Origin of the sequence: Kitasatospora sp. NPDC092039, assembly GCF_044756065.1 — a bacterium.
Classification (GTDB): Bacteria; Actinomycetota; Actinomycetes; order Streptomycetales; family Streptomycetaceae; genus Kitasatospora.
Genome location: NZ_JBIVSD010000006.1, coordinates 289956 through 314228, shown reverse-complemented (window position 1 = coordinate 314228; position 24273 = coordinate 289956). Strand labels below are relative to the sequence as shown.

Here is a 24273-nt window from a genome sequence, read left to right as displayed (position 1 = left end):
GCCCGTCAGCGGTTGTCGAACGTCGGCGGGCGCTTCTCGGCGAAGGCCGCCATGCCCTCCTTCTGGTCCGCGGTCGCGAACGTCGCGTGGAAGAGCCGCCGTTCGAAGCGGACGCCCTCGGCGAGGGTGGTCTCGAACGCCCGGTTGACGCTCTCCTTGAGCATGATCGCGGCCGGGGCGGACATCGCCGCGATGGTCTCGGCGGTGGCCAGGGCCTCGGCGAGCAGTTGGTCGGCGGGGACGATACGGGAGACCAGTCCGGCCCGCTCGGCCTCCTCGGCGCCCATCATCCGGCCGGTCAGGCAGAGCTCCATGGCCTTGGCCTTGCCGACAGCGCGGGTGAGCCGCTGCGAGCCGCCGATGCCCGGGATCACGCCGAGCTTGATCTCGGGCTGCCCGAACTTCGCGGTGTCCGCCGCCAGCAGGACGTCGCACATCATTGCCAGTTCGCAGCCGCCGCCCAGCGCGTAACCGGCCACGGCCGCGACGACCGGCGTTCGCAGGGCGGCGAAGCGCTCCCAGGCGGCGAACCAGTCGCCGAGGTAGGCGTCCACGAACTCCAGGGACTGCATCTCCTTGATGTCGGCGCCGGCCGCGAAGGCCTTCTCCGAGCCGGTGACTACCAGACAGCCGATCTCCGAGTCCCGGTCGAACTCCGTTGCTGCCGAGACGACTTCGGTCATCAGTAGGGTGTTCAACGCGTTCAGCGCCTTGGGGCGGTCGAGCGTGATCAGCCCCACCCGGCCCTTGCGCTCGACCAGGATCGTCTCGAACGTCATGCGGTGTCCTTCCTGAGGGTGGTGATGATGGCGGAGAAGTCCAGCCCGCCCGAGCCGTCTCGGGCGAAGGCGGCGAACACCTCGGCTGCCCGCCGGCCCAGTTCGGCCGGCACGGCCGAGGCGGCGGCCGCGTCGGCGGCGAGCCCGAGGTCCTTGGCCATCAGCGCGGCGGCGAAGCCTGCCGCGTAGTCGCGGTTGGCCGGGCTGGTCGGGACCGGACCGGGCACCGGACAGTTGCTGGTCAGCGCCCAGCACTGGCCGGAGGCGGTCGAGGCGACGTCGTAGAGCGCCTGGTGGCTGAGCCCGAGGCTCTCCCCGAGCGCGAAGGCCTCACTGACCGCGATCATGGAGACGCCGAGGATCATGTTGTTGCAGATCTTGGCGGCCTGTCCGGCTCCGGAGGCCCCGCAGTGGACCACCCGGCGGCCCATGGCCGCGAGCACCGGCTCGGCCTCGCCGAAGTCGAGGTCATCGGCGCCGACCATGAAGGTCAGGCTTGCCGCTTCGGCCCCCGCTACACCGCCGGAGACCGGGGCGTCGACGGCCCGGTGCCCGGCGACCCGGGCGAGGTCGGCTGCCACCCGGGCGTCCCCGACGGCGATGGTGGAGCAGTCGATGAACAGCGCACCCGAGGCCGCCTCGGTCAACTCGCCGTAGGAGTCGAGGACATGGCGTCCGGTCGGCAGCATGGTCAGCACCACGTCGGCTTCGCCGACCGCCTCGGCGGCGGAGACCGCGATCATCACTCCCTGCGCCGCGGCCAGGCCCCGGGCCTCAGCCGAGAGGTCGTAACCGATCACCCGGTGCCCGGCCTTGACGAGGTTGGCGGCCATCGGGCCGCCCATGTTGCCCAGCCCGATGAATCCGATGGTCAGGGTCACCAGCGCTCCAGGAATGTGGTGGTGGCGGCGAGGCCGAGTTCGCGCGCGCCCAACGGGGCGAAGTACCGGGCCACGGCGGTGGGTTCGACGGCGCTGAGCGTCGGCGGGTGCCACCGCGGGTCGCGGTCCTTGTCGATCACCTGGGCCCGGATGCCCTCGGCGAGGTCCGGCGTGGCGAGCGCCGCGCAGGAGGTGCGGTACTCCTGGTCGAGGACGGCTTCCAGCGGGCCGAGGGCCCGGGCCCGGCGCAGCGCCGCCAGGGTTGCCTTCACGGCGGTGGGCGAGTTGGCGGCGATCCGGTCCGCGGCCTTCTTCGCCTCCGGTTCGCCGCTCTCCCGCAGCCGGTCGAGGATTTCCTCGACGGTGCCGGCCGCGTAGCAGTGGTCGATCCAGGCGCGCTGCCCCTCCAGCGCACCGCTCGGCACGGGTTCGACGTGCCGCTCCAGGGCGTCGTGCACGGGCAGTTCGGCGAGGTCGTCGAGCAGCGCCGGCACCCGCTCGGAGGGCAGGAAGTGGTCGGCGAGCCCGCAGAGCAGCGCGTCTGCCGCGCCCACCGAGCCGGCGGTGAGGGCGAGGTGGGTGCCCAGCTCGCCGGGCGCCAGGGCGAACAGGTAGGTGCCGCCCACGTCGGGGACGAAACCGATGCCGGCTTCGGGCATGGCGATGCGGGTGGTCTCCGTGACGATCCGCACGCTGCCGTGGGCGGACACGCCGACCCCGCCGCCCATGACGATGCCGTCCATCACGGCCACGTACGGCTTGGGGTAGCGGGCGATCCGGGCGTTGAGGCGGTACTCGTCGCGCCAGAACCCCTCGACGGCGCCCGGGTCCCCGCCGGTGGCGGCGCGGTGGATGGCGACGATGTCCCCGCCGGCGCAGAAGGCGCGGTCCCCGGACCCCGTGATGACGACGGTCTCGACCCGGGCGTCGTCCTCCCACGCGTCCAGCGCCTCGGCGATGCGCAGCACCATGCCGTGGGTGAGGGCGTTCAGGGCCGCGGGGCGGTTGAGGACGATTAGGCCGGCCCGGCCCTCGCGCTGGATGATGACCTCGTCGAGGTCGTGGCCGGCCATCACGCGGCTCCGGTCAGGCCGCGGGCGACGATGACGCGCATGATCTCGTTGGTCCCTTCCAGGATCTGGTGCACCCGCAGGTCGCGGACGATCTTCTCGATGCCGTACTCGGCCAGGTAGCCGTAGCCGCCGTGGAGCTGGAGGGCCTGGTTGGCGACCTCGAAGCCGGTGTCGGTGGCGTAGCGCTTGGCCATCGCGCACAGCTGCGGCGCCCGGGGATCGCCCCGGTCCAGCGCGCTGGCCGCCCGCCACAGCAGCGCCCGGGCCGCCTCCAACTCGGTCGCCATGTCGGCGAGCCGGAACTGCAGGGCCTGGGCGTGCAGGAGCCGGGTGCCGAACGCCTCACGGTCCGCGAGGTAGCCGGTGGCCCGTTCCAGGGCGCTCTGCGCGCCGCCGAGGGAGCAGGCGGCGATGCCGAGGCGGCCGCCGTTGAGTCCCGACATGGCGACCCGGAAGCCTCCGCCCTCGTCGCCGAGCAGACGGTCGGCGGGCAGCCGGACACCGTCCAGCACGACCTGCCGGGTGGGCTGGGCGTTCCAGCCCATCTTCGTCTCGTTCGGTCCGAAGGAGACGCCGGGGTCGTCCCGGTCCACGATGAAGGCGGACAGCCCGGAGGCCCCGGAGCCTCCGGTGCGGGCCATCACCAGGTAGATCTGTGCGGCCCCCGCTCCGGAGATGAACTGCTTGACGCCGTCCAGCACCCAGTGGTCGCCGTCACGCACCGCTCGGGTGGCGATCGCGGCCGCGTCGGAGCCGGCGCCGGGCTCGGTAAGGCAGTAGCTGCCCAGATGCTCGGCTGAGCAGAGCCCCGGCAGCCAGCCGGCCCGCTGGGCGGCGTCGCCGTAGCGGTCGACCATCCAGGCGACCATGTTGTGGATGGACAGGTAGGCGGCGATGGACGGACAGCCGGTGGCGAGTGCCTCGAAGGCGACTACCCCGTCGCGTCGGGTCAGCGCAGAGCCGCCGGCGTCCTCCCGGACATAGATACCGGCAAGGCCCAGATCGGCGGCCTTGCGCAGCACGTCGACCGGGAAGTGCTTGCTTTGGTCCCACTCGACGGCGTTCGGTGCCAGGTGTTCGGCGGCGAAGGCTCCGACGGCCTCAGCGATGGAGGCCTGCTCCTCCGTCAGTTCACTTGCGTTCACAATGCTCAGCCCATCGTCGGCATGGTGAAGCTCGCGCCCTCCTTGACCCCGGAGGGCCAGCGCGAGGTGACGGTACGGGTGCGGGTGTAGAAGCGGATCGAGTCCGGGCCGTGCTGGTTGAGGTCGCCGAAGCCGGAGCGCTTCCAGCCGCCGAAGGTGTGGTAGGCGATCGGCACCGGGATGGGCACGTTGACGCCGACCATGCCGGTGTTCACCCGGCGGGCGAAGTCGCGGGCGGTGTCGCCGTCCCGGGTGTAGATCGCTACGCCGTTGCCGAACTCGTGCTCGCTGGGCAGGCGCAGCGCCTCCTCGTAGTCGGCGGCGCGCACGACGGTCAGTACCGGGCCGAAGATCTCCTCCCGGTAGATCCGCATGTCCGGCGTGACCCGGTCGAACAGCGAGGCGCCGAGGAAGTAGCCGTCCTCGTGCCCCTCCAGGCGGAAGTCCCGTCCGTCGACGACGAGTTCGGCGTCCTCCTCGACCCCGAGGTCCAGGTAGCCGCGGACCCGCTCCAGGGCGTCACGGCCGACCAGCGGGCCGAAGTCCGCCGCCGGGTCGTCCGAGCGGCCGACCTTCAGCGCGGCGATCCGCTCGACCAGCTTCGCCACCAGGGCGTCCGCGGTCTCCTCGCCGACCGGGACGGCCACCGAGATGGCCATGCAGCGCTCGCCGGCCGAGCCGTAGCCGGCGCCGATCAGCGCGTCGGCGGCCTGGTCGAGGTCGGCGTCGGGCATCACGATCATGTGGTTCTTGGCGCCGCCGAAGCACTGCGCGCGCTTGCCGTGCGCAGCCGCGGTCGCGTAGACGTACTGGGCGATCGGGGTCGAGCCGACGAAGCCCAGCGCCTCGACGCGCGGGTCCTCCAGCAGGGTGTCCACGGCCTCCTTGCCGCCGTTGACCACGTTGAGCACGCCCGGCGGCAGCCCGGCCTCCAGGAACAGCTCGGCCAGCCGCAGCGGCACCGACGGGTCGCGCTCGGAGGGCTTGAGGACGAAGGCGTTGCCGCAGGCCAGCGCGGGTGCGGCCTTCCACAGCGGGATCATCGCGGGGAAGTTGAACGGCGTGATGCCCGCGACGACGCCGAGCGGCTGGCGCATCGAGTAGACGTCGATGCCGGTGCCGGCGTTGTCACTGAACTCGCCCTTCAGCAGGTGCGGGATGCCGGCGGCGAACTCCACGACCTCCAGGCCGCGTTGGAGGTCGCCGTGGGCGTCGGCGACGGTCTTGCCGTGCTCGGCGGACAGCAGCCGGGCCAGCTCCTCCTTCTCCTGCTCGACCAGCTGCAGGAAGCGCAGCAGGACGCGGGCCCGGCGCTGCGGGTTCCAGGCCGCCCACGCGGGCTGGGCCTGAGCGGCGTCGGCGATCACCGCCTCGACCTCGGCGCGGTCGGCGAGCGGCACCCGGGCCTGCACCCGGCCGGTGTTGGGGTCGTACACGTCGCCGAAGCGACCGGACGTCCCGGGCGTGCGCTTCCCGGCGACGAAGTGCGTCAGTTCACGGACCATTGGTTCCTTCTCTCAACAGGGTCGGGGAGAGGAGGAATGGAGGCCGCCGCCGACGGACGGGCGCACGGTGGTGCGGCCCCGCGACGTCACGGTGGCGGTGGCAGGACGAACCGTCAGAGCAGGTGGGCCCCGGGGGTCGTCGGCACAGGACAACCAGGAGCAGCAGAACGGGAGCAGCCCGGAGTCATGCGTGTCGTCTCCATCCTCGTGGAAAACACGGATCACCCGCGGCCGGTATCCTGACTCCCGGATCACCGCACGCCCTCAGGCCTTCCCGGCTGGCTGCCAGTGGCCGTGTCCTGCGAGGACGAACTCCCCGGTCACAGTGGCGGGACCGTGCCGGACTCACACCGGCTTCCCTGACACCGCGGACCTGCCATCGACCATATAGTTGGACGTCCTAGTAAGTCCAGAGCTCTCCATGCGCGCGTTGCGCCAACGGGGTCAGCTGAGGATCCGCCCGGTGCGACACCAACGGGCGGAGGACCACCGAGGTGATGTTCAGCAGCCGCTTGTAGGCGATGTCGTGCACGACCACCTCCAGCTCGCCACACAGCGCCCGCAGTCACCCCGGCACCTCGACCGGCCCGGTTGGGGCCGTCGTCGTCACCCCCGACGTTCACCTTATCGACCGACCCGGCCTCCAGCGGCGGGGAGGAAGCGGTGACGCTTGGGACCGTCTCGACCAACTGCAGTGTGAACAGGTCAGGGTCGAACAACCGGTACCCGCCCAGATCCGCACGGTGATCCCGCTGGTGAAGAGAGACTGCGGCCCGGTCGTGGCGGGGAACTCAGCCGCCACACAGATCGTCCGGTGTGGACAGTCTCCGGCGCGCCGTCGTCGGCGAGGCGCTGCTCGCCTCACGGGATCTCGGGAAGCTGTCCCCAGCCCATGCCGTAGCCGCGAGTAGCTCCGGCACCGTCTTGCGCCGGGCCACGACCCTCCCCACCCTGACCGCCTCACGGCGACATCCATCCGGCCTCGGCGAGCCCTATCCACCGACGTCCGCACCGGGTCGGTGGTAAGCGATCAGCGGGCTGAATGTCCGCGCCGCGGCGAATGCAGGCGCCGCCGGCGGGTCCGTGTCTGAGGCCTTTACAGTTCCGCTTCGCGCGCGGATGGGGAACCGGTCGGTGGTCACGATGATCCCGGTGGAGGCCGCCGCATGCACCATCAACCCTGGAGAGGGCGACATCTGCGACCTGGCTGCCCATCAGTCGCGGTGGTACTCCGCCCTGCTTGTTGCCCCTGGACAGTCTCACGCCGAACCGCGCGCCCGCTCAGAGGCTGACTACGGACCAGTCGTCGCGTACCAGGGCTTCGAGGTGCGGATTCGCGCGGCTCTCGTGGACGGCTAGCGCGAGGAGGTGCTTGGCGCGAGTGGCCGCTACGAAGGTGGTCATCGCGGCGTGCCGGCCCGTGGCATTGAGTTCGCCGACGGGAGTCTTTCCGGTGATGACGGGGAGCAGGCTGCCGAGGTCGTGGCTCCTCCCATGCTTGGTGGCGCACTCGAGGACGAGGGTCGCGCAGTGCGTCTCCCCCTTCGCGCTCGCGACGGTAGCTGTGAGCATCGGGGGCGGGGATTCCTCCGAGGCCGGTGGCAGCGGCGTGTGGGACAGCCAGAGGGTATAGGTGGCCATGTCCACCGGGACGGGTGCGCCGACGGCCTGCTCCACCAGTCTCCCGAGGCGGGTCACGAAGTCCCCCCAGGCTGCAGGGGTGTCGCAGCCGTCGTACAGCGTCCTGACCAGGAGCACTCGCAGGTGGTGGCCCGGTGTGCCAGGTCTGCGGTCGAGCTGGGGGAACGGGGGAAGATTCTCTGGGAGAGTCGGGGGCGTGGTCGGTGGCTGCAGCTCCCAGAGGAGAGCGCGGACGGCTCCCCACAGAACGGTGACCGCTGGGCCGACCTGGCCTGTACGCAGCAGGACCGCCCTGGCATGCCGGTAGGCCTGCAGCAGCCGACTCACCGCCACCGTCGTCCCGGTGTCGGTCTGGGGCAGGTAGCAGCCGACCGCGCGGGGGAAGAGTCGTGAGGTTCCTGGGCTCTCGCGAGCGCCGAGGATCTTCGGCGGGTGCGCGACGACGGCTTCGGGCGGCACTGTTCGCCGGACGAGGTCGTCGAAAGCGGGTAGAACCCGGACGATGCTGTCCTCGGTGAAGGTGATGATGGCGAGAGCGCTTTCGGGTCCGTGGCCTCGGATCTCCTGTGGGCGGTGAACCGCGAGCCTGCTCGCCACCCGGGCGGGCCCCGCGCCGAAGCGCAGGCTAACCGGCAGGTCCATCGCCGCCTCGTCCAGGAGGCTCCCGGCCGCAGGTCCGACACCATCTGCACTGAGGATGCGCTGGTTGACATCTCCTACGCACTGCACAACGGCACCGTCCGTGAACACTGCTTCCAACAGGCGGCGCTGTTCCTCACCGGTGTCCTGCATCTCGTCGATCAGGACGAACGGGAACCGGGACCGCAGGCCGGAGGCCAGGCGGGGGTGCTGGTGCAGATGCCTGGTGGCGATCGCGTACATGTCCGAGTAGCGGAAGACACCACGAAGGAAGAGGTGCTCCTTCAGTTTCATCAACTGCCTGTAGCTGGCGGTGCCGCGATTGAGGCCATCGACCCGGATCTGCAGTTCCGGCTCAGTGGGGTCGAAGACGTACGTGGCTTCGGTGACCATCTTCAGCCCGTCACTCCGCCGCTTCAGGTAGGACCTCAGCGTCGTGAACGGGCCCAGGTCCAGAAGCCTGCGGGCCTGGGCGGCGAAGGCCTGGTCGTCGACGGCTCGGGTGACGACCTTCAGCGAACGCAGAGCCGGCAGTGCGAGGAAGGTATGGACGAAGCTTTGAAACGTCCCGATGAAGTGCGGGTAGTGCTCCAACCGCCGTGCCCGTCCGGTCAGTCGGCTCGCGATTTCCTGGGTGGCGGTATTGGTGTGAGACATGACGCAAATGCCCTGGCGGTCGGACGACCAGCCGTCCGCCACCAGGGCGAGTTTCAGGGCAACGAGGGTGGTCTTGCCCGAGCCCGGGGCTGCCTGCAGATGCAGCGGGCCGCGGGCCTCCAAGAACGCGAACTGCTCGGGAGACGTCAGAGCGAGGCTCATGCTCCGGGCCTTGGCTTCGATGACTTCACGGTCCAGGGCGGTGGGGGATAGAGGCAGGGTCACGACCGGGTACTCCCGCTCAGGTAGTCGAGCGCCTCCACCAGGTAGCTCGGCAGGTCCTCGGGCGAGACACTGGATGCCTCCAGCAGGCGCGCAGCATGCTGGGCTGCGATCGGCTTGCTGGTTCCTCCCACGCGCAGCGGACGGTAGATCCTCAGCGCGCACTCCTCCAGCGAGAGACGGTCGTCCTCCCGCCACTTCTTGACCTCCATGGCCGCGGTCTCCTCGATTCCCACGAGGTCCTCCGGTGTCGGCCACTTGGTGCTCTTCGCCGCGCTGATCGCCTGGTGCATCAGCGTTGCCATCGGCCACGAGGCGCGCGCCAAGTCGTATTCGAGGGTCCACCAGTTCGACACGAAGGTCCGGACGGCCCCGCCGTCGCGTTCCCGCTTCTTCAAGACCAGTTCGTCCCGCTCTGCCGCGGTCAGGCTGCTCCACCGCGTGAGCCCTTTCGCCATCTTCTCGTCGACCCCGTCGGGAGCCAGGTCCATGTCCGTGATGCATGCCACGCGCACCGGTGGCAGCGCGGAGTCCGCGCGCTGGAAGATCCGGGAGTACCGGAACAGACGGGTGCTGCCGACGTTCACGATACTGACGCCGTTCTCGGCGAACGAGTGGCCGGCGACGCGGGCGAGAGCGGGCAGGAGCAGGACCTCCGCGTCGCCCTCGACCATGGCCACCGCCCGGGCGAAGAAGAGATTCGCCTTGGTGACGTCCAGGAACCGGCTGAGGAACGCGTAGTCCGAGGCGTCGAGTCGGGTGCATTCCGGACGGAGAGGGAACGTCCGGCCCCGCGCCACGAGGGTCAGGTGCTCCACCGGCACACTGGAGGCAATGTGCGGGCTGTGCGTGGTGGCGATGATCTGGACGGGGGACTCGCCCCGGCTTCGGTCCTGAAGCAGGTCGACGACGCGGGTCTGCAGCTGTGGGTGCATGTGGGCCTCGGGCTCCTCAATGAGGAGGATGGGGGAGGTGCTTTCCCGGCCCAGCAGGAGGAGTTCGGCAGCCATGAACAGGGCATTGTTGTAGCCGAGGCCGTGACGGGTCGACTCGGCGAGGCCGGGTTCGGGCGCGAAGGCCAGTTCCAGGCGCTCCAGGACACTCTGGAGCGATGCGGTCGTGGCGATGCTGATCGCGCCGGAGAGGGTGTCCTGGCCGATGGCGAATCTGCTCAGGTACCCGCTGTTGAGCTCGTCCCGGGCTTTCTGTACCAGAGCGTTGGCGTTGATGTGGTGGTCGGCGCGCTGCAGGATGCCCACCAAGGTGCCGGCGCTGTCCTCGGCGGGCTTGAAGTCGGGCTCCCGCTGCTCGTGCATGCCGGGGTACTGGGTGAGGATCTGCGACAGCCGGGAGTTACGGCCCGCCCGCATCTCCCCTTCGGCGTCGCGCAGCGGCCGCAGGTACGTCGCGCGCAGACGCTCGCGGGCTTCGCCGTCGAGCACGGTGTCGCCAGCACGCACCCTGACGGACATGCGGTGGGGTATATCCGGGTCGAACGGTTCTGCCCGCAGAGTCACGGTCAGCCGGGGCGCTTCTCCTGGAAGTGAGGTCAGGAACTCGCTGAAGGAGCCGAGCTCCTGATTGTCGAGGCCTTCGAACGTACAGCTGATCTGCAGGTAGTCGGCTCTGCCGGCGGAACCGTAGTGGAGGTCGTCCGCTGTGATGCGGGTGAAGTCGGCGCTCGACGTCAGGCAAAGCCGGATCGCGTCGACCACGGCGCTCTTGCCGCTGTCGTTCTCTCCGACCAGAACGGTGAGGCCGGGCTGAAGAGCGAGGTCCAGAGCCGACCCGGGATCCGAGTCGGTGGCAGGCCCGCCGAAAATACGGAAATTCTCGGCCTGCACGCGTGCCAGATACATGAACCCCTCAAGTGCCTTCTGGCCGCCGCAGGCAGCAGCCACTCCCCGTACCGGCACGCTAGGACAGCCGCACTCGGCGACGCAAACGAAGTAACCATGTTGAGACGTGGGCAACCAGCCGCTGGTCGGCGTGGTGCGCACGTGCCCGCCTCGGGTGACCGCCCTGGCGGTGCTGAATGCCAGCAGGCGCCGCGCCGGTCCGGGTAAGCAGGACCCCGTCGTCTGCGGTGGTGGGGCTGCTCCCAGGAGCCACGCCCGCGGCCCGATACCGGTAAAGGTTCCGGGTACACACTCAGAAGAGCGCGTCCTGGCGCGGGGCGATGAGAGCGGCAATCGTGGGGTTGCACACGCCAAGGAGCATGAACGTCCTCGGGCGGGCGGCGATGTTACCGACGAAGAAGTGCGTGGCCCGATCGGGCGTGACCATTCTGGTGGCCGCCGCCGCGCTCATAGGACAGGTCCGCACTGCCATCCACCTCACCGGAACAGGTCCTCGCCCGCACCAACCACGTCCTGGCCGACCTGGAGAGCGACCTGCTCGTCTCCTGCCTGTACGTGCACCTCGACCTGGCGCGTGACCGGGCCGTACTTGCCAGCGCCGACCACCCCCCGCCCCTCGTGTACCAGCCCGGCCTCCCGCGCCGGGTCGTCCGCCTCGACCCCGGCCCCCTGCTCGGCATCGAGACCAGCACCGGCTACCCCACCACCGTTCAGCCCCTCGCCCCGGCCACCACCCTCGCCCTATACACCGACGGGCTTCTCGAAACCATGCTGCTCACCCTGCCCGCCGCCGCGGAGCCGGACGCCCCGGGGAGGAGCAGTGAGCCGCGTCCTCCTGGTCGACGATGATCCGCTGCTGCTGCGGAACCTGCAGCTCAACCTCCGCGCGCGTCAGTGCGAGGTCCTCACCGCGAACAGCGGCCGGCAGGCCCTCGACGCCGCCGAAGGCGAGACGCCCGGCGCCGTCCTCCTCGACCTCGGCCTACTTCTCCGAGGATCGGCTCAGCATCCGATAACAACAAGGCACTTACACGAGATCGCTTACACGCCCGGTGCCCCTGCTTCGGGGTCGCCCGCAGGTGTGCGGGTGCGGCGGAGGATCGTACCGTCGGGGTCGGCCGGTTCGAGTGCAATGGCGCGGCGTAGCTGTTCCATGCGTTGGGGCAGGGGGTGCCAGCCGGGTTCGGCGGCCATCTCGGTGTTGAGGTCGTGGATTGCGCGGGCGTAGGCGCGGGCCAGGCCGCGGAAGTGCAGGGGCAGGCCGGGGCGAGGTTGGCCGCTGGGGGCGATGCTCACCCACAGGGCGTCGGTGGTCTCGTTGCCCGGGCCGACGGGTCGGGTGGTGTCGCGTGCGACGAGGTGGCTGCGAACGGTGAGCCAGTGGCGCATCGCGGCCCGGGTGGGTCTGGACAGGGTGACAGTCTCGGTGGCGGGCTTGGTGTGCGGGTTGCGGTGCTGGGGGAGGCGGGTGAGGCGGATCGTGCCGCGGCGCAGGTCGACGTCGTCCGTGCGCAGGGCGCAGAGTTCACCGGCGCGGCAGCCGGTGTCCAGCACGGTGCCGATGATGGCGAGGATCCGGCTGTGGGACTCGGACCGGCCGGGGCGGGCCGAGTGTTCCAGGTGGCCGAGCAGGATGCTGCGGGGGCGGGCGGCGACCACGGGCCGGAGTTCGACCCGCGGCGGGGTGCGGTCCGGGAGCGTGACGGTGATGCCGGCCCGGGCGCCGAGGATGCGGAGGCAGTCCTCCCGGACACGCATGGACGCCGGTGAGGCTTGGCCGGGTCGTGCGGTGGGCTTGCGCCGCAGCAGGCCCCGCTCGGCGGCCTTGAGGTAGGCGGCGAGGGTGTCCGGCGCGAAGAGCAGGGCAAATGAGCCGGCGGCCGTGGGCCCGAGCGCGCCCCGCTCCAGGGCGGTGCGCAGTTCGCCGGCGACCCAGCGCAGTTGCTTCGCCCGAGACGTGCCGGTCGGCGGTCCGAAGGCACGCTCGACGAGGGCGTTCAGCGCCTTGACCGAGGGTGCTGCTGTCGTCGGGGCGTCCGCCATGAAGTCACCCTAGCGCTGGCGAGGGCCACTCGACGGGTCTCGCAGGGCTCGATCTAATAACTGGCTTGAAGCAAGATCGTCGGTGGGGCGAACGGGCGGCATGGTGGCTGTCTTCGCCGGCCCGCGCCGCTCTGGTGGTGACCGTCCTTCGGCAACCGCCGAGGGGGCTGCGCCAGGACAGCCGTCGGTTCTCGCGGCGGCACCCGACAATGACTTCCCGGGCTCTGTGAGTGCCTTGGTCTGTTCTGATGGACCGTCAGCTAACTCAGCATTGAGTCAGCATCAGTCCTGTCAGACGCTGTCGCGGATGGTCGAACGGTGTCACGCGTCGAGTGCGGACGCGAGTGCCGACAGGGATGCTTCGGGGTGAGCGTAGGGAGACTCCGGCTCGGGGGTGCGGCGGAGCTGGCCGCCGCACCCCCGAGCGGCAAACGCCCAGGTCAGCGGACATTTCCCCGGGGCTTGAGGGGGATTCCCGGGAGCTCTGGGGCCGGCAGGCGGTCGCCAGGGTAGCCTTCGACGGCACCGAAGCGGTCGGGGTTCGCGGAGCTCATCCATTCCTCGCGGGCTCGGGTAATGTCTTCGTGGGACCGCCCGATGAAGTTCCACCACATGACGATCTGCTCCTCGAAGGGCGTGCCGCCGAGCAGGACCAGCCGGGCGTCGGTCCGGCCGGTGTTGGTGAGGGTGAGCGTGGTGCGGCCGGGGGCGACGTAGCCGAGGTCGGCGGGGCGCAGCGGGGTGTCGAGGAGGCGGACGTCGCCGCTGTCGACGAGCAGGCCGTGTTCGAAGGCGGGGTCGACGTCGAGGGTGACGGTGGCCCGCGGGCGCAGGGTCAGTTCGGCGCCGAGCAGCGGGGTGAAGGTGGGGACGGGGGAGGTGTCGCCGGCGAGGGTGCCGAGGAAGACCCGGGCCTCGCCGCCGTCGAGGGCGACCGGGCGGGGCGCGTGGTGGCGGAAGTCGCGTGCGGTGTGCCGGTGCTCCTCGGGGAGGGCGACCCACAGCTGTACGCCGTGCAGGACGGTGGTGGCCGGGGTGGAGACCTCGGAGTGGGCGATGCCGTGGCCGGAGGTCATCAGGTTGACCTCGCCCGGCCGGACGTGGGCGTGCACGCCGAGGCTGTCCCGGTGCTCGATCTCGCCGGTGAACAGCCAGCTCACGGTCTGCAGCCCGGTGTGCGGGTGCGGGGCGACGTCCATGCCGCCGGTGCTCGCGACGTCGTCGGGTCCGTAGTGGTCGACGAAGCACCAGGCGCCGATCATGGTGCGGGAGCGCTGCGGCAGGGTGCGGCGTACGGTCATCGCGCGCGGCCCGCCGAGCGGTACGTCCCGGGCGGGAAGGACCTCCACGCGCGGGTCGGCGGCGGGCGTCGGGGCGGGGTCGGTCTCGGCGGTGCTCACGGGTGGGCCCTCCCAGGTGTCAATTAGTTCTATATTCAACTATCATGCCATGGCAGAGTGGCGGGCGACAGCATGATCAGCCTAAGGAGTCCAGGTGAGTGACGTGACGGTGGTTCCGGCGGACCGGCGGGTGTTCGTCGACAAGCAGAGCCCCAAGGCGTACCAGGCGCTGCTGGCCGCCGCCGAGGCGGCCCGCGAGGTCGCGGCCGAGGCCGGACTGGACCGCCGGCTGATCGAGCTGGTCAACCTGCGCGTCTCGCAGATCAACGGCTGCGCCTACTGCCTGCACGTCCACACCAGGGCCGCGAACCGCGAGGGCGAGACCAGCCAGCGCCTGGGCGTGCTCCCGGCCTGGCGCGACACCGAGGTGTTCAGTGACCGGGAGCGGGCCGCGCTCGGGCTGGCCGAGGCGACCACCGCCCCGGCGGACGCGGCGCTCCAGGAGGCCGCGTACGGCGTGGCGCGCGCGGTGCTGAGCGACGAGGAGATCTCCGCGGTGGTCTGGGTGTCGATCGCCATCAACGCCTTCAACCGGGTGTCCATCCTGAGCAAGCACCCGGTCCGCCCGGCCCCGGCCCGGTAGCCGCGCCGGCCGGAGGGCCTCCGCCTTCCGGCGGACGCCCTCCGTTGCCCGGCGTACGGCCGGCTCCTCCCGGCGGAGGATGACCGGCCGTCAGCGGTGCGGCGAGGCTGGGCGGCACGGGCGAGGAGCTGCTCGCCGACGGCGAAGGTGGGGTCGCATGGCACGTACGGTTTCCGCGCTGGTGGGGGCGGTCTGTCTGGCACTGGCCGGGTCGGTGGTCTCGGCCGGCGCGGCGGGTGCGGCCGAGGCCGCGGGTGGACGGCCGGGATCCGGTGATCCGCGGGCGGCGGCGCTGCGGGCGCTGACCGAGGCCGGTGCGGTCGGGGCGATCGCGGAGGTCAGGGACGGGAACGGGGCCTGGCGCGGGGCGTCCGGCGTCTCCGACCTCGCCACCGGCGCGCCGGTCCGCGCGGACGGACGGTTCCGGGCCGGGAGCGTCACCAAGATGTTCACCGCCACCACGGTGCTCCAACTGGTCGGGGAGCGGCGGGTCGGCCTGGACGAGGCGATCGAGCGCTACCTGCCCGGACTGGTCCCGAACGGCGGGCACATCACCGTCCGCCAGCTGCTCAACCACAGCTCCGGACTCTGGGACTCCACCAACGAGAAGGGCGGGGTGTTCCCCGACCTGGAGGACCCGGCGGCCATCCGCGACTGGCTGGACCAGGGCGGCCTGACCCGGTCCGTCCCCCCGGCCCAGGTGGTGGCCGCCTCGGTGGCGCACGCGCCCAACTTCCCGCCGGGTGCCGGGTTCGGCTACTCCAACGTCAACTACACCCTGCTCGGCATGATCATCGAGAAGGTGACCGGCCGCGGCTACGCCCAGGAGGTCACCGCGCGCATCCTGCGCCCGCTCGGCCTGAACGGCACCTACTTCCCGGGCTCCGCCACCGGCATCCGGGGCCCGCACGCGCACGGCTACTGGACGGTGTCCGAGGGCCCGGCCCCGGAGGACCGCAGCGACCGGGACGTCACGGTGGCGAGCGTCACCTGGGCGAACTCGGCCGGCGAGCTGATCTCCACCCTGGGTGACCTGAACCGCTTCGAGAAGGCCCTGCTGGGCGGCCGGCTGCTGCCGCCGGCGCTGCTGGAGGAGATGACCACGACCACCCCGATCGAGGTCGAGGGGGTGCCGACACAGCTGGGCTACGGGCTCGGGCTGGCCGCCTGGCAGCTCTCCTGCGGCCAGGTCTACGGGCACGACGGCTCGGTGCCCGGCTACAGCACCCAGCTGTGGGGCTCGGGCGACCGGCAGGTGTCGCTGTCGGTCACCCAGCGCGGCGACGGGACGCAGATCGTGGCGCAGCTGCAGGCGGAGGCGGGCTTCCTGGAGCAGGCGTTCTGCGGGGCCGGCCAGGGGGCGGCGGGCGCGGCGCACGGGCCGGCCGCCGTGGCGCCGAAGCTCGGCTGAGCGACTGCCGTTCGCCGGCTTCACCGCCCCGGTTCGTCCTCGCGGGTCCTCGACCGCGGGGGCGGGCCGGGGCGGTGCCGTTTCGGCGGTCAGCCGAGCTTCGTCCGGAGTCGTTCGCGAGCCGCCGCTTCAGGCCGCGCGGCGCTGCTCCGCCAGGTAGTCGTGGACGGGCGTGGCGGGGGAGAGGGTGAGGTCGGTGAGGATGTGGCTGGCCGAGACGACCTCCAGGACCGGCAGGTCCGCCAGCGGCGCCATGACGTGCGCGGAGAGCTGGAGGCGGGCGGGGCCGGTCCAGGCCTCCTTGACGGTGACGTTGGTGATCCGGGTGCGGACCAGGTCGCAGACCCGCAGGCCGCCGGCGTAGTCGGGGACGATCTTCACCCCGTACGTGGGCACGGTGATCTGCTCGCGCGCCTCGGCCTGGTCCAGCGGCTGCCACTTGTAGGCCATGGTCGCGGTGGCGACCCGCTGGCTGCCGTGGTCGAGGGTGCCGACCAGGGCGCCGGCCTCGGTGAAGAGGCGGGGGGTGCCCATCACCTTGGGGTAGGCGCTCAGCTCCCGGCCGGCGGCGGTGGCGGCGAAGTTGTCGAGGTACATGGCGTGCAGGTACTCGCCCTCCTCGTCCCCGTACCGGACCGGGACGACCTGCCCGGCCTCGACGTACGGCCCGAAGCCGTCCACCTCACCCATCCGCATGACCTCGAAGCGGACCAGCGGCTCGTCGATCTCCAGCGGTTCGGGGACGACCGCGCGCAGCGCCTCGGGGTCGGTCCGGTAGACCACGTTCAGGTACTCGCGGTCGGTGAAGCGGGTGGCGCGGGGCGGGTAGAGGGGGGCGGTCAGCGGGGTGGTGGCGTGGCGGACGACCTGGTCGGGGCGCATCGGGGCTCCTTCGCGGCGGCGGGTTGCTTGGTCTCCTCAAACGGATACTATGTGTATCGGATACACCATGCATCCGATTGGGCTTGTAGTGCAAACGTGCGGGATCCGCCGTGCGGCACGGCTCTCGGAGCGCAGCACAGCCAAGGAAGTGATCTCGATGCCGTTCACCGTTCCCAACCCCACCGGCCGACCCGTCGCCGTCGTCGGAGCCGGCACCCTCGGGCGCCGCATCGCCCTGATGTTCGCCACCGGTGGCGGGCAGGTCCGCATCTACGACCCCTCGGCCGAGCAGCTCGCGGCCGCCCGCGACTACGTCGAGGAGCAGCTGCCCGCCGTCGCCGCCGCGGTCGGCGGGGGAGAGCCGGGCACCGTCGCCGTCGGCGACGACCTGGCCGAGGCGCTGCGCGGCGCCTGGCTGGTGATCGAGGCGGTGCCCGAGCGCCCGGAGCTCAAGCGGCGGGTCTTCGCCGACCTGGACCGGACCGCCGACCCGGACGCCGTCCTCGGCAGCAACTCCTCGTCCTACCCGACCAGTGGCTTCGTCGACTGCGTGCGCGAGCCGGAGCGCCTGGTCAACATCCACTTCTACATGCCGCCCACCCAGAACGCGGTGGACGTGATGTCCAGCGGCCGCACCGACCGGGCCGTCATCGACCTGCTGCTGGCCGAACTCCCGCGCCACGGCCTCTTCCCGTTCGAGGCGCGCAAGGAGAGCACCGGCTTCATCTTCAACCGCATCTGGGCGGCCATCAAGCGCGAGTCCCTCGCCGTGGTCGCCGAGGGCGTCGCCACGGCCGAGGAGGTGGACGCCATGTGGTCCGTCAACACCGGCCTGCGCGGCGGCCCGTTCCGCGCGATGGACCAGGTCGGCCTGGACGTCGTGCTCGACATCGAGGAGCACTACGCCGCCGAGCGCCCCGGCCTGCCCGCCGGCCCCCGCGAACTCCTGGCGGAGTACGTCGGGGACGGCCGGCTCGGCGTCAAGACCGGGCGCGGCTTCTACGACTACGGTCCGGCAGCCGGCGCGGCGGCCGCCTGAGGCGGCGTCGGGAGGGCCGGGCGGGTGCCGGGCGCTCCCGGCGAGGCGGGCACCCGGGCGAGGCGCCAACCCGGTTCTGGCGCCCGGGAAAACGGGTGGCGACCCGTCCCGGTGACGGTGAGAATGCAGCGGTGATCCGCTCGCCGCTGTCTCCCGTCCAGGATCCCCGCGCCTGGTCAGTCGCCCCGGACTATCCGGGGATGGGGGACCTGGTCGCCGGCCTGGAGGTGTCCGCCGGAGCCGCGGCGGGCGTCATGAGCGCACTGGAGACCTCCCGGGAACTCGTCCGGCACTCCTACTACCGCTACGAGTTCGCCACCGTCGCCGTCCCCCACGCGCTGTTCGCCCTGGAACAGGTCCTCGTCGACCGGCCGGCCGTCGAGGAGCCGCTCGGCGAACTGGCCGGTCGGGCCGTCGCCGAGGGGCTCCTCGCCGCCGGGCTCGCCGCCGGACTCGCGCCCGGCCTGCGGTTGCGCGAAGGGCTCGCACGCGGCACGGCGACGAGCGACGCCATGACCCCGACGCGCGCCGTCGAGCTGGTGCGCGCCGTCTTCGACGCCGTGTCCGCGCTCCTCGGCCCGCCCGTGGTGGCGGACCCGGCCGAACCCGGCCGCGGACCGGCTCGCCCGGCTGTGGGAGGAGCACCGGCAGGCTCCGTTCCCCAGGAGCTTCCTCGCGGTGGAGATCGCGGGGGTGGACCTCACCATCCTGGACGACGCGGTCGGCGCCGCCGTGTTCCGGGAGCGGTACCGCGAGTTCGACGACCGCAGCATCTCCGATCTCCGGCACCGCATCGCCGACCTCGACAAGGTCGTGCCGTTGATCGACGAGCAGTACTGCCGCGAGTACTTCGCCAGGCTCCGGACGGTGGCCGGGCTGGTGGCGGAGCGCCACCTCCCGCCCGCGAGCTGATCCCGCGCCCGACCACGCGGACCGCGCGGACCGGCGCCGCGCTCGCCCGCCCGTAGACTGGGCCGGGCCGCCCGGCGGCACCCGTCGAGCCAGGAACGAGACCCGAGGACCGCAGTTCGTGCCCAAGTCACCCACGAAGCGGCGCCCGCTGACCGTCGCCGCCCTGAATGACAGCGCCCTCGCCCTGTTCACCGAACACGGCTTCCACGCCACCTCGATCCGTGACATCGTCGCGCGTGCCGGGCTGACCCGCGGTGCGTTCTACTCCAACTACCAGGACAAGGAAGAGCTGTTCCTCGCTCTCTACGACCAGCAGATCGACCGGCTGCTCGCCGACCTGCGGGCCGCCTTCGCGGACGCCGCGCCGGGCCAGGACGTCCCGTCCCGGCTGCTGCGCGAGCTGGCCGGGCGGCGGCGGGAGGACGAGGGCTGGTTCCTGCTCTCCATGGAGTTCACCCTGCACGCGGCCCGCCACCCGGAGGTCGCCCGCAGCCTCGCCGAGCACGAGGCGCGGCTGGTCGACGGGCTGGTGGAGCTGATCGAGGCGACGCCGGACCACACCTCGAAGGTCCACCCGCGCGACCTCGCCCGGCTGCTGGTCATCCTGCACGAGGGCGCCACCGCGATGCGGCTGACCGAGGAGGCCCGCGGTGAACTCGCCGAGTTCCCGGAGGAACTCCTCCACCAGGTCGTGGACGGGCTGTTCCACGCCGGCGCCCGCTGAGCGGACCGCGCCCGGGCGTCGGGGCGTCGGGTACCGGAGTGCCGGCCGGCGGCCCGGGTGCGTACGGTGATCCGGACAGTCGTCGGAGAGGGGTGCGGGCATGACCGAGGTGGCGGGCAGCGCGGACGGGTGGGGCGCGGCGGACGTGACGCTGAACCTCTGGCGCCGACCGCTCGACGAGGTGCCGGCCGAGGTGTGGGACCGCACCGAGCTGACTGTGCTCATCCTCGCCGACACCGGCATCCGCGAACTCCCGTCCGGCATCGGCCGGTTGACCGGGCTGCGGACCCTCGACCTCGGCCACAACCGGCTCGCCGGACTCCCCGGTGAGGTCTGGGACCTCACCGGGCTCGGGGACTTCCTCTACCTGCACGACAACGAGCTGACCGCCCTGCCCGAGGGGATCGGTCGGCTCACCGCGCTGCGCTACCTCAACGTGGGCGAGAACCGGCTCACCGAACTCCCGTCCACCGTGGGCGGCCTGGCCTCACTGGTCGAGCTGCGCGCCCAGCACAACCGGCTCGCCGCGCTGCCGGAGTCGATCGGCGAGCTCGGCGCGCTGCGCGAACTGTGGTTGCGCGGAAACGAGTTGACCGCTCTGCCGGAGTCCGTCAGCCGACTGGCCGAGCTGCGCGAGCTGGAACTCCGGGAGAACGCCCTCACCGAACTGCCGGCCGTGCTCGCCGGGCTTCCGCGGCTGCGCCGCCTCGACCTGCGCGGCAACCGGATCGCCGAACTGCCCGACTGGCTGGCCGACTCGGGCGCGCTGCCCGCACTGGAGAAGCTGGACCTGCGGTGGAACGAGGTACGGCCGCCGGCCCGGCTGCTGGCGGCGCTCGCCGCACGCGGGTGCGTCACGCTCCACTGAGCCGCCGGACTCCGAGCCGGAAAAAGATCACCGCGGGCGGCGCGGAGCTGTTACCGTGGAACGCATGAAGCGCGCTGCACTCGCCACGACGACGCCGGAGAGAGTCCCGGCGCGCTGACTGCTGACCTAGTCCGAAGCCCCGGGGCCGAGTGCCCCGGGGCTTCGCGGTTCCCGGACCCACTCGCCCCGCACACCGAGTGGAGACCACCCTCATGCACGAGCACCAGCCGAACGAGCACCAGTCGCACGGCCGCCAGTCGCACGGCCGTCAGCCGCACGGCCACGCCCACCAGGCGCAGGCCCACCCGGCGCACGACCACCGCAAGCTCGGCCGCGAACTCGACCTGTTCGACACCGAACCGCTGATGGGCTCCGGCCTGCCGTACTGGCTGCCCGACGGCGCCGCGATCCGGCACTCCCTGGAGGAGTTCATCCGCGGCCGCGAGCGCCGGGCCGGCTACCGCCACGTCTACTCCCCGGTGCTCGGCAAGCGCGAGCTGTACGAGATCTCCGGCCACTGGGCGCACTACCGCGAGGACATGTTCCCACCCATGGAACTGGGCTCCGAGGAGATGGTGCTGCGCCCCAGCCTCTGTCCGCACCACGCCCTGATCTACCGCTCCCGCCCGCACAGCTACCGGGAACTCCCGCTGCGCATGGCCGAGTTGGGTGGCATGTACCGCTCCGAGCTGTCCGGGGTGCTGGGCGGGCTGACCAGGGTCCGGGCGATCCAGCTGAACGACGCCCACGTCTTCTGCACCCCGGAGCAGGCGGCCGACGAGGCCGTCGCCGCCCTGGAGCTGATCCGCGAGGCGCACCGGGCGCTGGGCGTCGTGCCCGTCCGCTACCGCCTCTCGCTGCCCGGTGCGGGCGGCAAGTACGTGGCGGACCCGGCACTCTGGGAGCGGGCCGTCGCGCTGCTCACCGAGGTGCTGGAGCGGTCCGGGGTGCCGTTCGAGGCGGCGGAGGGCGAGGCCGCGTTCTACGGTCCCAAGATCGACGTGCAGATCGCCGACGGTGCCGGGCGCGAGTTCACCCTCTCCACCGTGCAGATCGACTTCCATCAGCCCGAGCGGTTCAACCTGCACTACATCGGCGCGGACGGCGCCAAGCACCGGCCGGTGATGGTGCACCGCAGCGTGATCGGCAGCGTCGAGCGGGTGGTCGCCCACCTGATCGAGCTGTACGGCGGAGCGTTCCCGGCCTGGCTCGCGCCCGTCCAGGTCGTGCTGCTGCCGGTTTCGGACGCCGAGCTGCCGCAGGCCGAACGGTTCCGGCAGCGCTGCCTGGACCTCGGGCTGCGCGCCGAGGTGGCCGGCCCCGAGCACGGCAGCCTCGGCGCCCGGATCCGCGAGGCCCGGCTGGTGCCCTACCAGGCGGTGATCGGGGCGAAGGAGGCCGTGGACGACCGGGTCGCGCTGCGGCTGCGGGACGGACGACGGCTGGAGCCGCTGCCGGCCGAGGAGGCGTGGGAACGGATCGGCGCGCTGGTGGCCGCGTGCGACGCGGAGCTGTGGGCGGAGGCCGCCTCCCCGGTGGTCTGAGCGCCGGGCCCCCTGTGGTGGAAGCGGCCTCCGCCACCGGCGCGGACGGCCGTCGGCAGGATCGGCCGGCGGGACCGTCGGCCGCCGCGCCGGCGGCGTCGGTACGACTAGTGCGGCGCGCGGTGTGTCGGCCGGGCCGTGGGGGGCGGCCGCCCGTCGAATGGGCCGGGCGGCCGGGACCACGGCCGCCCGTTCTCCCCACCCGTACGGAGGTACCCCCGATGCGCATCCCCCGCGGCTTCGCCGCTCCCGTCCTGGCCGGCTGTCTGGCCCTCGCCGGGGCGGCGGCCGCCACTCCGGCCGGCTCGGCCGAGCTGCGCCCGCTGCCCAGCCCCGCCGTCCAGTACTGCGCCGCGGTGCTGGGGCACGTTCCCGGCGCCGGCGCCGCGTCGCAGGCGCTCGGGCGGGCCTGCTCTTCGGACTTCCGGGTCGACCGACTCGCGCCGGACGGCGGCGGGTTCGAGGCCTCGGGGTTGCCGGGCCGGCCCTCGCAGTCGATGGAGTAGCTCCGGCCGGGGGCGCCGCGCCGATCGGCCGCGCCGCACGACGCGCGAGCTCCGGTGCGGCGCGGGCCGGTCAGTAGGACTGGAGCTCGACCAAGCGGCCGTCCGGGTCGCGCAGATGGGCGCTGCGCAGGGTGGGGGCCCACTCCGGGCGGTCGGCCGCCGCACCGGCCGGCGTGCCGCCGTGGCGCAGGCAGAGGTCGAGGGCGGCGTCCACGTCGTCCACCCGGAGCACCAGCATCGCGGCGTCCTGGCCGGGTGCGGCGTGGGCGGGCAGCCCGGCGGTGCCGAGGGTGGCGGCCATCGCGGAGCGGTCGAAGAGTGCCAGGAGGGTCTGGTCGGCGAGGTCCCAACTGGCGTACGGGCCTTCGGGCGCGCCCTTGGCCAGGGCGGCGCCGGTCAGTGGCGGCAGGACGGCGCGGTAGAAGGCGAAGCACTCGGCGAAGCGGGTGACGAGCAGGCGGGAGTACAGGGCGTCCACGGGCGAACTCCTGGCAGGGAAGGGCGGTCTCCGAATTAGTGGGTCGACACCCACTATAGGGAGAGACCCTAGACTGCCGCCATGGCCTCCGAGAACCCGTACCCGGGGAACGCGCACCCGGCGAACCCGCTGCCCGCCGCCGGGCTTCCCCCGACCCTGCTGGACCTCAGTACCTACCTGCTCTCCCGGGTCGGCAAGGCGGCGCGCGGCCGGCTCGCCGAGCGGTTGGCCGAACGCGGCCTGCGGCTGTGGGACATGGCGGTGCTGGCCGCGCTCGCCGACTTCGGCCCGCAGGCCCAGCGGGACCTGGTGCGGCGGCTGGCCATCGACCCGAGCGACCTGGCCAAGGTCGCCGACCAGCTCGCCGCCGCCGGGTACGTCGAGCGCGCCAGGGACCAGGCCGACCGGCGGCGGGTCTCGGTCTCCGTCACCGACGCCGGGCGGGCGCTGCTCGCCGAACTGGACGCGCAGGCACGGGAAGTCCAGGACGAGGTGCTCGCGCCGCTGGACGCGCGGGAGCGGCGGCTCCTGCAGGAGCTGCTGCTGCGGGTGCACCGGGGGACGGGGGAGTGGCGCGGCGGTCTGTGACCGTACGCGGGCCGATCGCCCCCCGGCGGCGGGTTCGGGGCCCTCCCCGGGGGCGGGCTGCCCCGGGCCGTGCTGTCAGGCGGCGGGCTGCCCCGGTCGGCGGGCGCCGGCGAACTCGCCCGCCCAGCGCGGGACGTCGAGCACGTCGTCGACCCGGGCGACCAGGGTGCCCGTCCGCTCGGCGTGGATCATCGCGCCGTCGCCGACATGGATCCCGACGTGGTGCAGCGGGGCGTCGGGGCGGGAGAAGAACAGCAGGTCGCCCGGGGCGAGCGCGTCGCGCGGTACGGGCGCGCTGAGGTTGAACTGCGCGACGGTGTAGTGCCCGAGCTCGACGGTGCCGTGGCTGGCCCGGTACCAGCAGTAGAGCGACAGGCCGCTGCAGTCGAAGCCGACCGTCTTCTCGCCCATGCACTCGCCGTTCAGCCAGCCGTTCTCCTCGTCGCAGAAGCCGAGGCTCGCACCCAGCCGGTCGCCGCCGCCCCAGGCGTAGGGCACGCCGAGCTGGCTCGCGGCCACGTCGGCGACCCGTCGGCCCAGTGCGGCGGCCGGCAGCGACCGGGCCTGCTCGGGCGCGGAATCGGACGCCGCCTGGGCGGCCGGACCGAGCGCGGGGACGAGGCCCGCCCCGAGTGCGAGGCCGAGCATGCGGCGCCGACGGACTCCGGAGGCCTGGTCGCGGTCGGACGGTTTGGGCTCCATGGCGGTGCCTCCCGGTGCTGGAGGTGGGCGGGCGCGCGGGGCGTGGTGCCGGGCGCTCGCACCAGGATTCCGCTCCGACGGGTCGGTTGGCCATCACCCGCAACGGTGAATCGCGGACGTGCTGGACCGTAGGCGGAAAGGGGTTCGCCGGTAGGCGGTTTGACGGACACTCAGAAGGGACCGGCGACGCGC

The 24273-nt window shown here is 72.2% G+C and carries 23 protein-coding genes, 1 pseudogene and 1 riboswitch; of the genes and pseudogenes, 11 read left to right on the top strand and 13 right to left on the bottom strand.

The window, feature by feature from the left end; genetic code table 11:
* Nucleotides 1–5 precede the first annotated feature (5 nt).
* The 7 genes from ACIQI7_RS15250 to ACIQI7_RS15220 form a co-directional block, all read right to left on the bottom strand.
* On the bottom strand, nt 6–779 hold the full coding sequence (locus ACIQI7_RS15250; protein ID WP_401109447.1) for an enoyl-CoA hydratase: 774 nt from the start codon (nt 777–779) through the stop codon (nt 6–8).
* A complete protein-coding gene (gene mmsB, locus ACIQI7_RS15245) occupies nt 776–1660 on the bottom strand; it encodes a 3-hydroxyisobutyrate dehydrogenase (RefSeq protein WP_401109445.1) in 885 nt (294 codons plus the stop codon). Before mmsB ends, ACIQI7_RS15250 begins: the two co-directional genes overlap by 4 nt.
* Nucleotides 1657–2733 carry an enoyl-CoA hydratase/isomerase family protein gene (locus ACIQI7_RS15240; protein ID WP_401109442.1) on the bottom strand — a complete coding sequence of 359 codons (1077 nt, stop codon included), beginning with the start codon at nt 2731–2733 and terminating at the stop codon, nt 1657–1659. The genes mmsB and ACIQI7_RS15240 overlap by 4 nt, the downstream gene beginning before the upstream one ends.
* Nucleotides 2733–3878 carry an acyl-CoA dehydrogenase family protein gene (locus ACIQI7_RS15235; RefSeq protein ID WP_401109440.1) on the bottom strand — a complete coding sequence of 382 codons (1146 nt, stop codon included), beginning with the start codon at nt 3876–3878 and terminating at the stop codon, nt 2733–2735. The genes ACIQI7_RS15240 and ACIQI7_RS15235 overlap by 1 nt, the downstream gene beginning before the upstream one ends.
* Before the next feature lie 5 nt (nt 3879–3883).
* Nucleotides 3884–5383 carry a CoA-acylating methylmalonate-semialdehyde dehydrogenase gene (locus ACIQI7_RS15230; RefSeq protein WP_401109437.1) on the bottom strand — a complete coding sequence of 500 codons (1500 nt, stop codon included), beginning with the start codon at nt 5381–5383 and terminating at the stop codon, nt 3884–3886.
* Between the two features lie 211 nt (nt 5384–5594).
* Nucleotides 5595–5786: riboswitch (cobalamin riboswitch) on the bottom strand.
* An 878-nt stretch (nt 5787–6664) separates the two neighbouring features.
* Nucleotides 6665–8545, bottom strand: coding sequence for a UvrD-helicase domain-containing protein (locus tag ACIQI7_RS15225; RefSeq protein ID WP_401109435.1), 1881 nt, complete (start codon nt 8543–8545; stop codon nt 6665–6667).
* Nucleotides 8542–10401, bottom strand: coding sequence for an ATP-dependent nuclease (locus ACIQI7_RS15220; protein ID WP_401109432.1), 1860 nt, complete (start codon nt 10399–10401; stop codon nt 8542–8544). Before ACIQI7_RS15220 ends, ACIQI7_RS15225 begins: the two co-directional genes overlap by 4 nt.
* 465 nt (nt 10402–10866) lie before the next feature.
* Here ACIQI7_RS15220 and ACIQI7_RS15215 point away from each other — a divergent pair, with 465 nt between their 5' ends.
* Together ACIQI7_RS15215 and ACIQI7_RS15210 are read left to right on the top strand one after the other, a co-directional pair.
* Nucleotides 10867–11250 (top strand): PP2C family protein-serine/threonine phosphatase, encoded by a 384-nt coding sequence (locus ACIQI7_RS15215; RefSeq protein WP_401109740.1) that lies wholly within the window; start codon nt 10867–10869, stop codon nt 11248–11250.
* Nucleotides 11222–11374, top strand: a pseudogene (locus ACIQI7_RS15210) (DNA-binding response regulator); the annotation flags it as partial. The gene ACIQI7_RS15215 and the pseudogene ACIQI7_RS15210, both read left to right, overlap by 29 nt.
* Nucleotides 11375–11442: 68 nt before the next feature.
* On the opposite strand, the gene ACIQI7_RS15205 reads toward ACIQI7_RS15210, so the two are convergent.
* Both ACIQI7_RS15205 and ACIQI7_RS15200 read right to left on the bottom strand, forming a co-directional pair.
* Nucleotides 11443–12444 carry a site-specific integrase gene (locus tag ACIQI7_RS15205; RefSeq protein ID WP_401109430.1) on the bottom strand — a complete coding sequence of 334 codons (1002 nt, stop codon included), beginning with the start codon at nt 12442–12444 and terminating at the stop codon, nt 11443–11445.
* A gap of 440 nt (nt 12445–12884) precedes the next feature.
* A complete protein-coding gene (locus tag ACIQI7_RS15200) occupies nt 12885–13844 on the bottom strand; it encodes a pirin family protein (protein WP_401109426.1) in 960 nt (319 codons plus the stop codon).
* A 94-nt stretch (nt 13845–13938) separates the two neighbouring features.
* Here ACIQI7_RS15200 and ACIQI7_RS15195 point away from each other — a divergent pair, with 94 nt between their 5' ends.
* Nucleotides 13939–14427 carry a carboxymuconolactone decarboxylase family protein gene (locus ACIQI7_RS15195; RefSeq protein ID WP_401109423.1) on the top strand — a complete coding sequence of 163 codons (489 nt, stop codon included), beginning with the start codon at nt 13939–13941 and terminating at the stop codon, nt 14425–14427.
* A gap of 157 nt (nt 14428–14584) precedes the next feature.
* On the top strand, nt 14585–15838 hold the full coding sequence (locus ACIQI7_RS15190) for a serine hydrolase domain-containing protein (protein ID WP_401109420.1): 1254 nt from the start codon (nt 14585–14587) through the stop codon (nt 15836–15838).
* A gap of 129 nt (nt 15839–15967) precedes the next feature.
* Here the strand turns inward: ACIQI7_RS15190 and ACIQI7_RS15185 are convergent, their stop codons facing one another.
* Nucleotides 15968–16720 (bottom strand): acetoacetate decarboxylase, encoded by a 753-nt coding sequence (locus ACIQI7_RS15185; protein WP_401109417.1) that lies wholly within the window; start codon nt 16718–16720, stop codon nt 15968–15970.
* Between the two features lie 157 nt (nt 16721–16877).
* Between ACIQI7_RS15185 and ACIQI7_RS15180 the strand changes: the two genes are divergently transcribed.
* Nucleotides 16878–17759, top strand: a complete 882-nt coding sequence (locus ACIQI7_RS15180) for a 3-hydroxyacyl-CoA dehydrogenase family protein (protein WP_401109414.1) — start codon at nt 16878–16880, stop codon at nt 17757–17759.
* 176 nt (nt 17760–17935) lie between these two features.
* Here ACIQI7_RS15180 and ACIQI7_RS15175 read toward each other — a convergent pair whose 3' ends face one another.
* Nucleotides 17936–18466, bottom strand: coding sequence for a hypothetical protein (locus ACIQI7_RS15175; RefSeq protein ID WP_401109412.1), 531 nt, complete (start codon nt 18464–18466; stop codon nt 17936–17938).
* Here ACIQI7_RS15175 and ACIQI7_RS15170 point away from each other — a divergent pair.
* The 5 genes from ACIQI7_RS15170 to ACIQI7_RS15150 all read left to right on the top strand — a co-directional run bounded on the left by ACIQI7_RS15170 (nt 18453) and on the right by ACIQI7_RS15150 (nt 22313).
* Complete coding sequence (locus ACIQI7_RS15170) at nt 18453–18671, top strand: hypothetical protein (RefSeq protein ID WP_401109409.1); 219 nt, start codon at nt 18453–18455, stop codon at nt 18669–18671. The two genes, ACIQI7_RS15175 and ACIQI7_RS15170, sit on opposite strands and share 14 nt — an antisense overlap.
* Before the next feature lie 118 nt (nt 18672–18789).
* Nucleotides 18790–19395, top strand: coding sequence for a TetR/AcrR family transcriptional regulator (locus ACIQI7_RS15165; RefSeq protein WP_401109406.1), 606 nt, complete (start codon nt 18790–18792; stop codon nt 19393–19395).
* A 100-nt stretch (nt 19396–19495) separates the two neighbouring features.
* Nucleotides 19496–20263 (top strand): leucine-rich repeat domain-containing protein, encoded by a 768-nt coding sequence (locus tag ACIQI7_RS15160; protein WP_401109403.1) that lies wholly within the window; start codon nt 19496–19498, stop codon nt 20261–20263.
* Between the two features lie 212 nt (nt 20264–20475).
* On the top strand, nt 20476–21807 hold the full coding sequence (thrS, locus tag ACIQI7_RS15155) for a threonine--tRNA ligase (RefSeq protein WP_401109400.1): 1332 nt from the start codon (nt 20476–20478) through the stop codon (nt 21805–21807).
* A gap of 221 nt (nt 21808–22028) precedes the next feature.
* Entirely contained in the window at nt 22029–22313 is a 285-nt protein-coding gene (locus ACIQI7_RS15150) for a hypothetical protein (protein ID WP_401109397.1), read from the top strand.
* A gap of 70 nt (nt 22314–22383) precedes the next feature.
* On the opposite strand, the gene ACIQI7_RS15145 is transcribed toward ACIQI7_RS15150, so the two are convergent.
* Nucleotides 22384–22791: a VOC family protein gene (locus ACIQI7_RS15145; RefSeq protein WP_401109394.1), complete on the bottom strand. Its 408-nt coding sequence runs from the start codon at nt 22789–22791 to the stop codon at nt 22384–22386.
* An 81-nt stretch (nt 22792–22872) separates the two neighbouring features.
* Here ACIQI7_RS15145 and ACIQI7_RS15140 point away from each other — a divergent pair, with 81 nt between their 5' ends.
* On the top strand, nt 22873–23379 hold the full coding sequence (locus tag ACIQI7_RS15140; RefSeq protein ID WP_401109391.1) for a MarR family winged helix-turn-helix transcriptional regulator: 507 nt from the start codon (nt 22873–22875) through the stop codon (nt 23377–23379).
* 75 nt (nt 23380–23454) lie between these two features.
* On the opposite strand, the gene ACIQI7_RS15135 is transcribed toward ACIQI7_RS15140, so the two are convergent.
* A complete protein-coding gene (locus ACIQI7_RS15135; RefSeq protein ID WP_401109388.1) occupies nt 23455–24081 on the bottom strand; it encodes a C40 family peptidase in 627 nt (208 codons plus the stop codon).
* Nucleotides 24082–24273 lie beyond the last annotated feature (192 nt).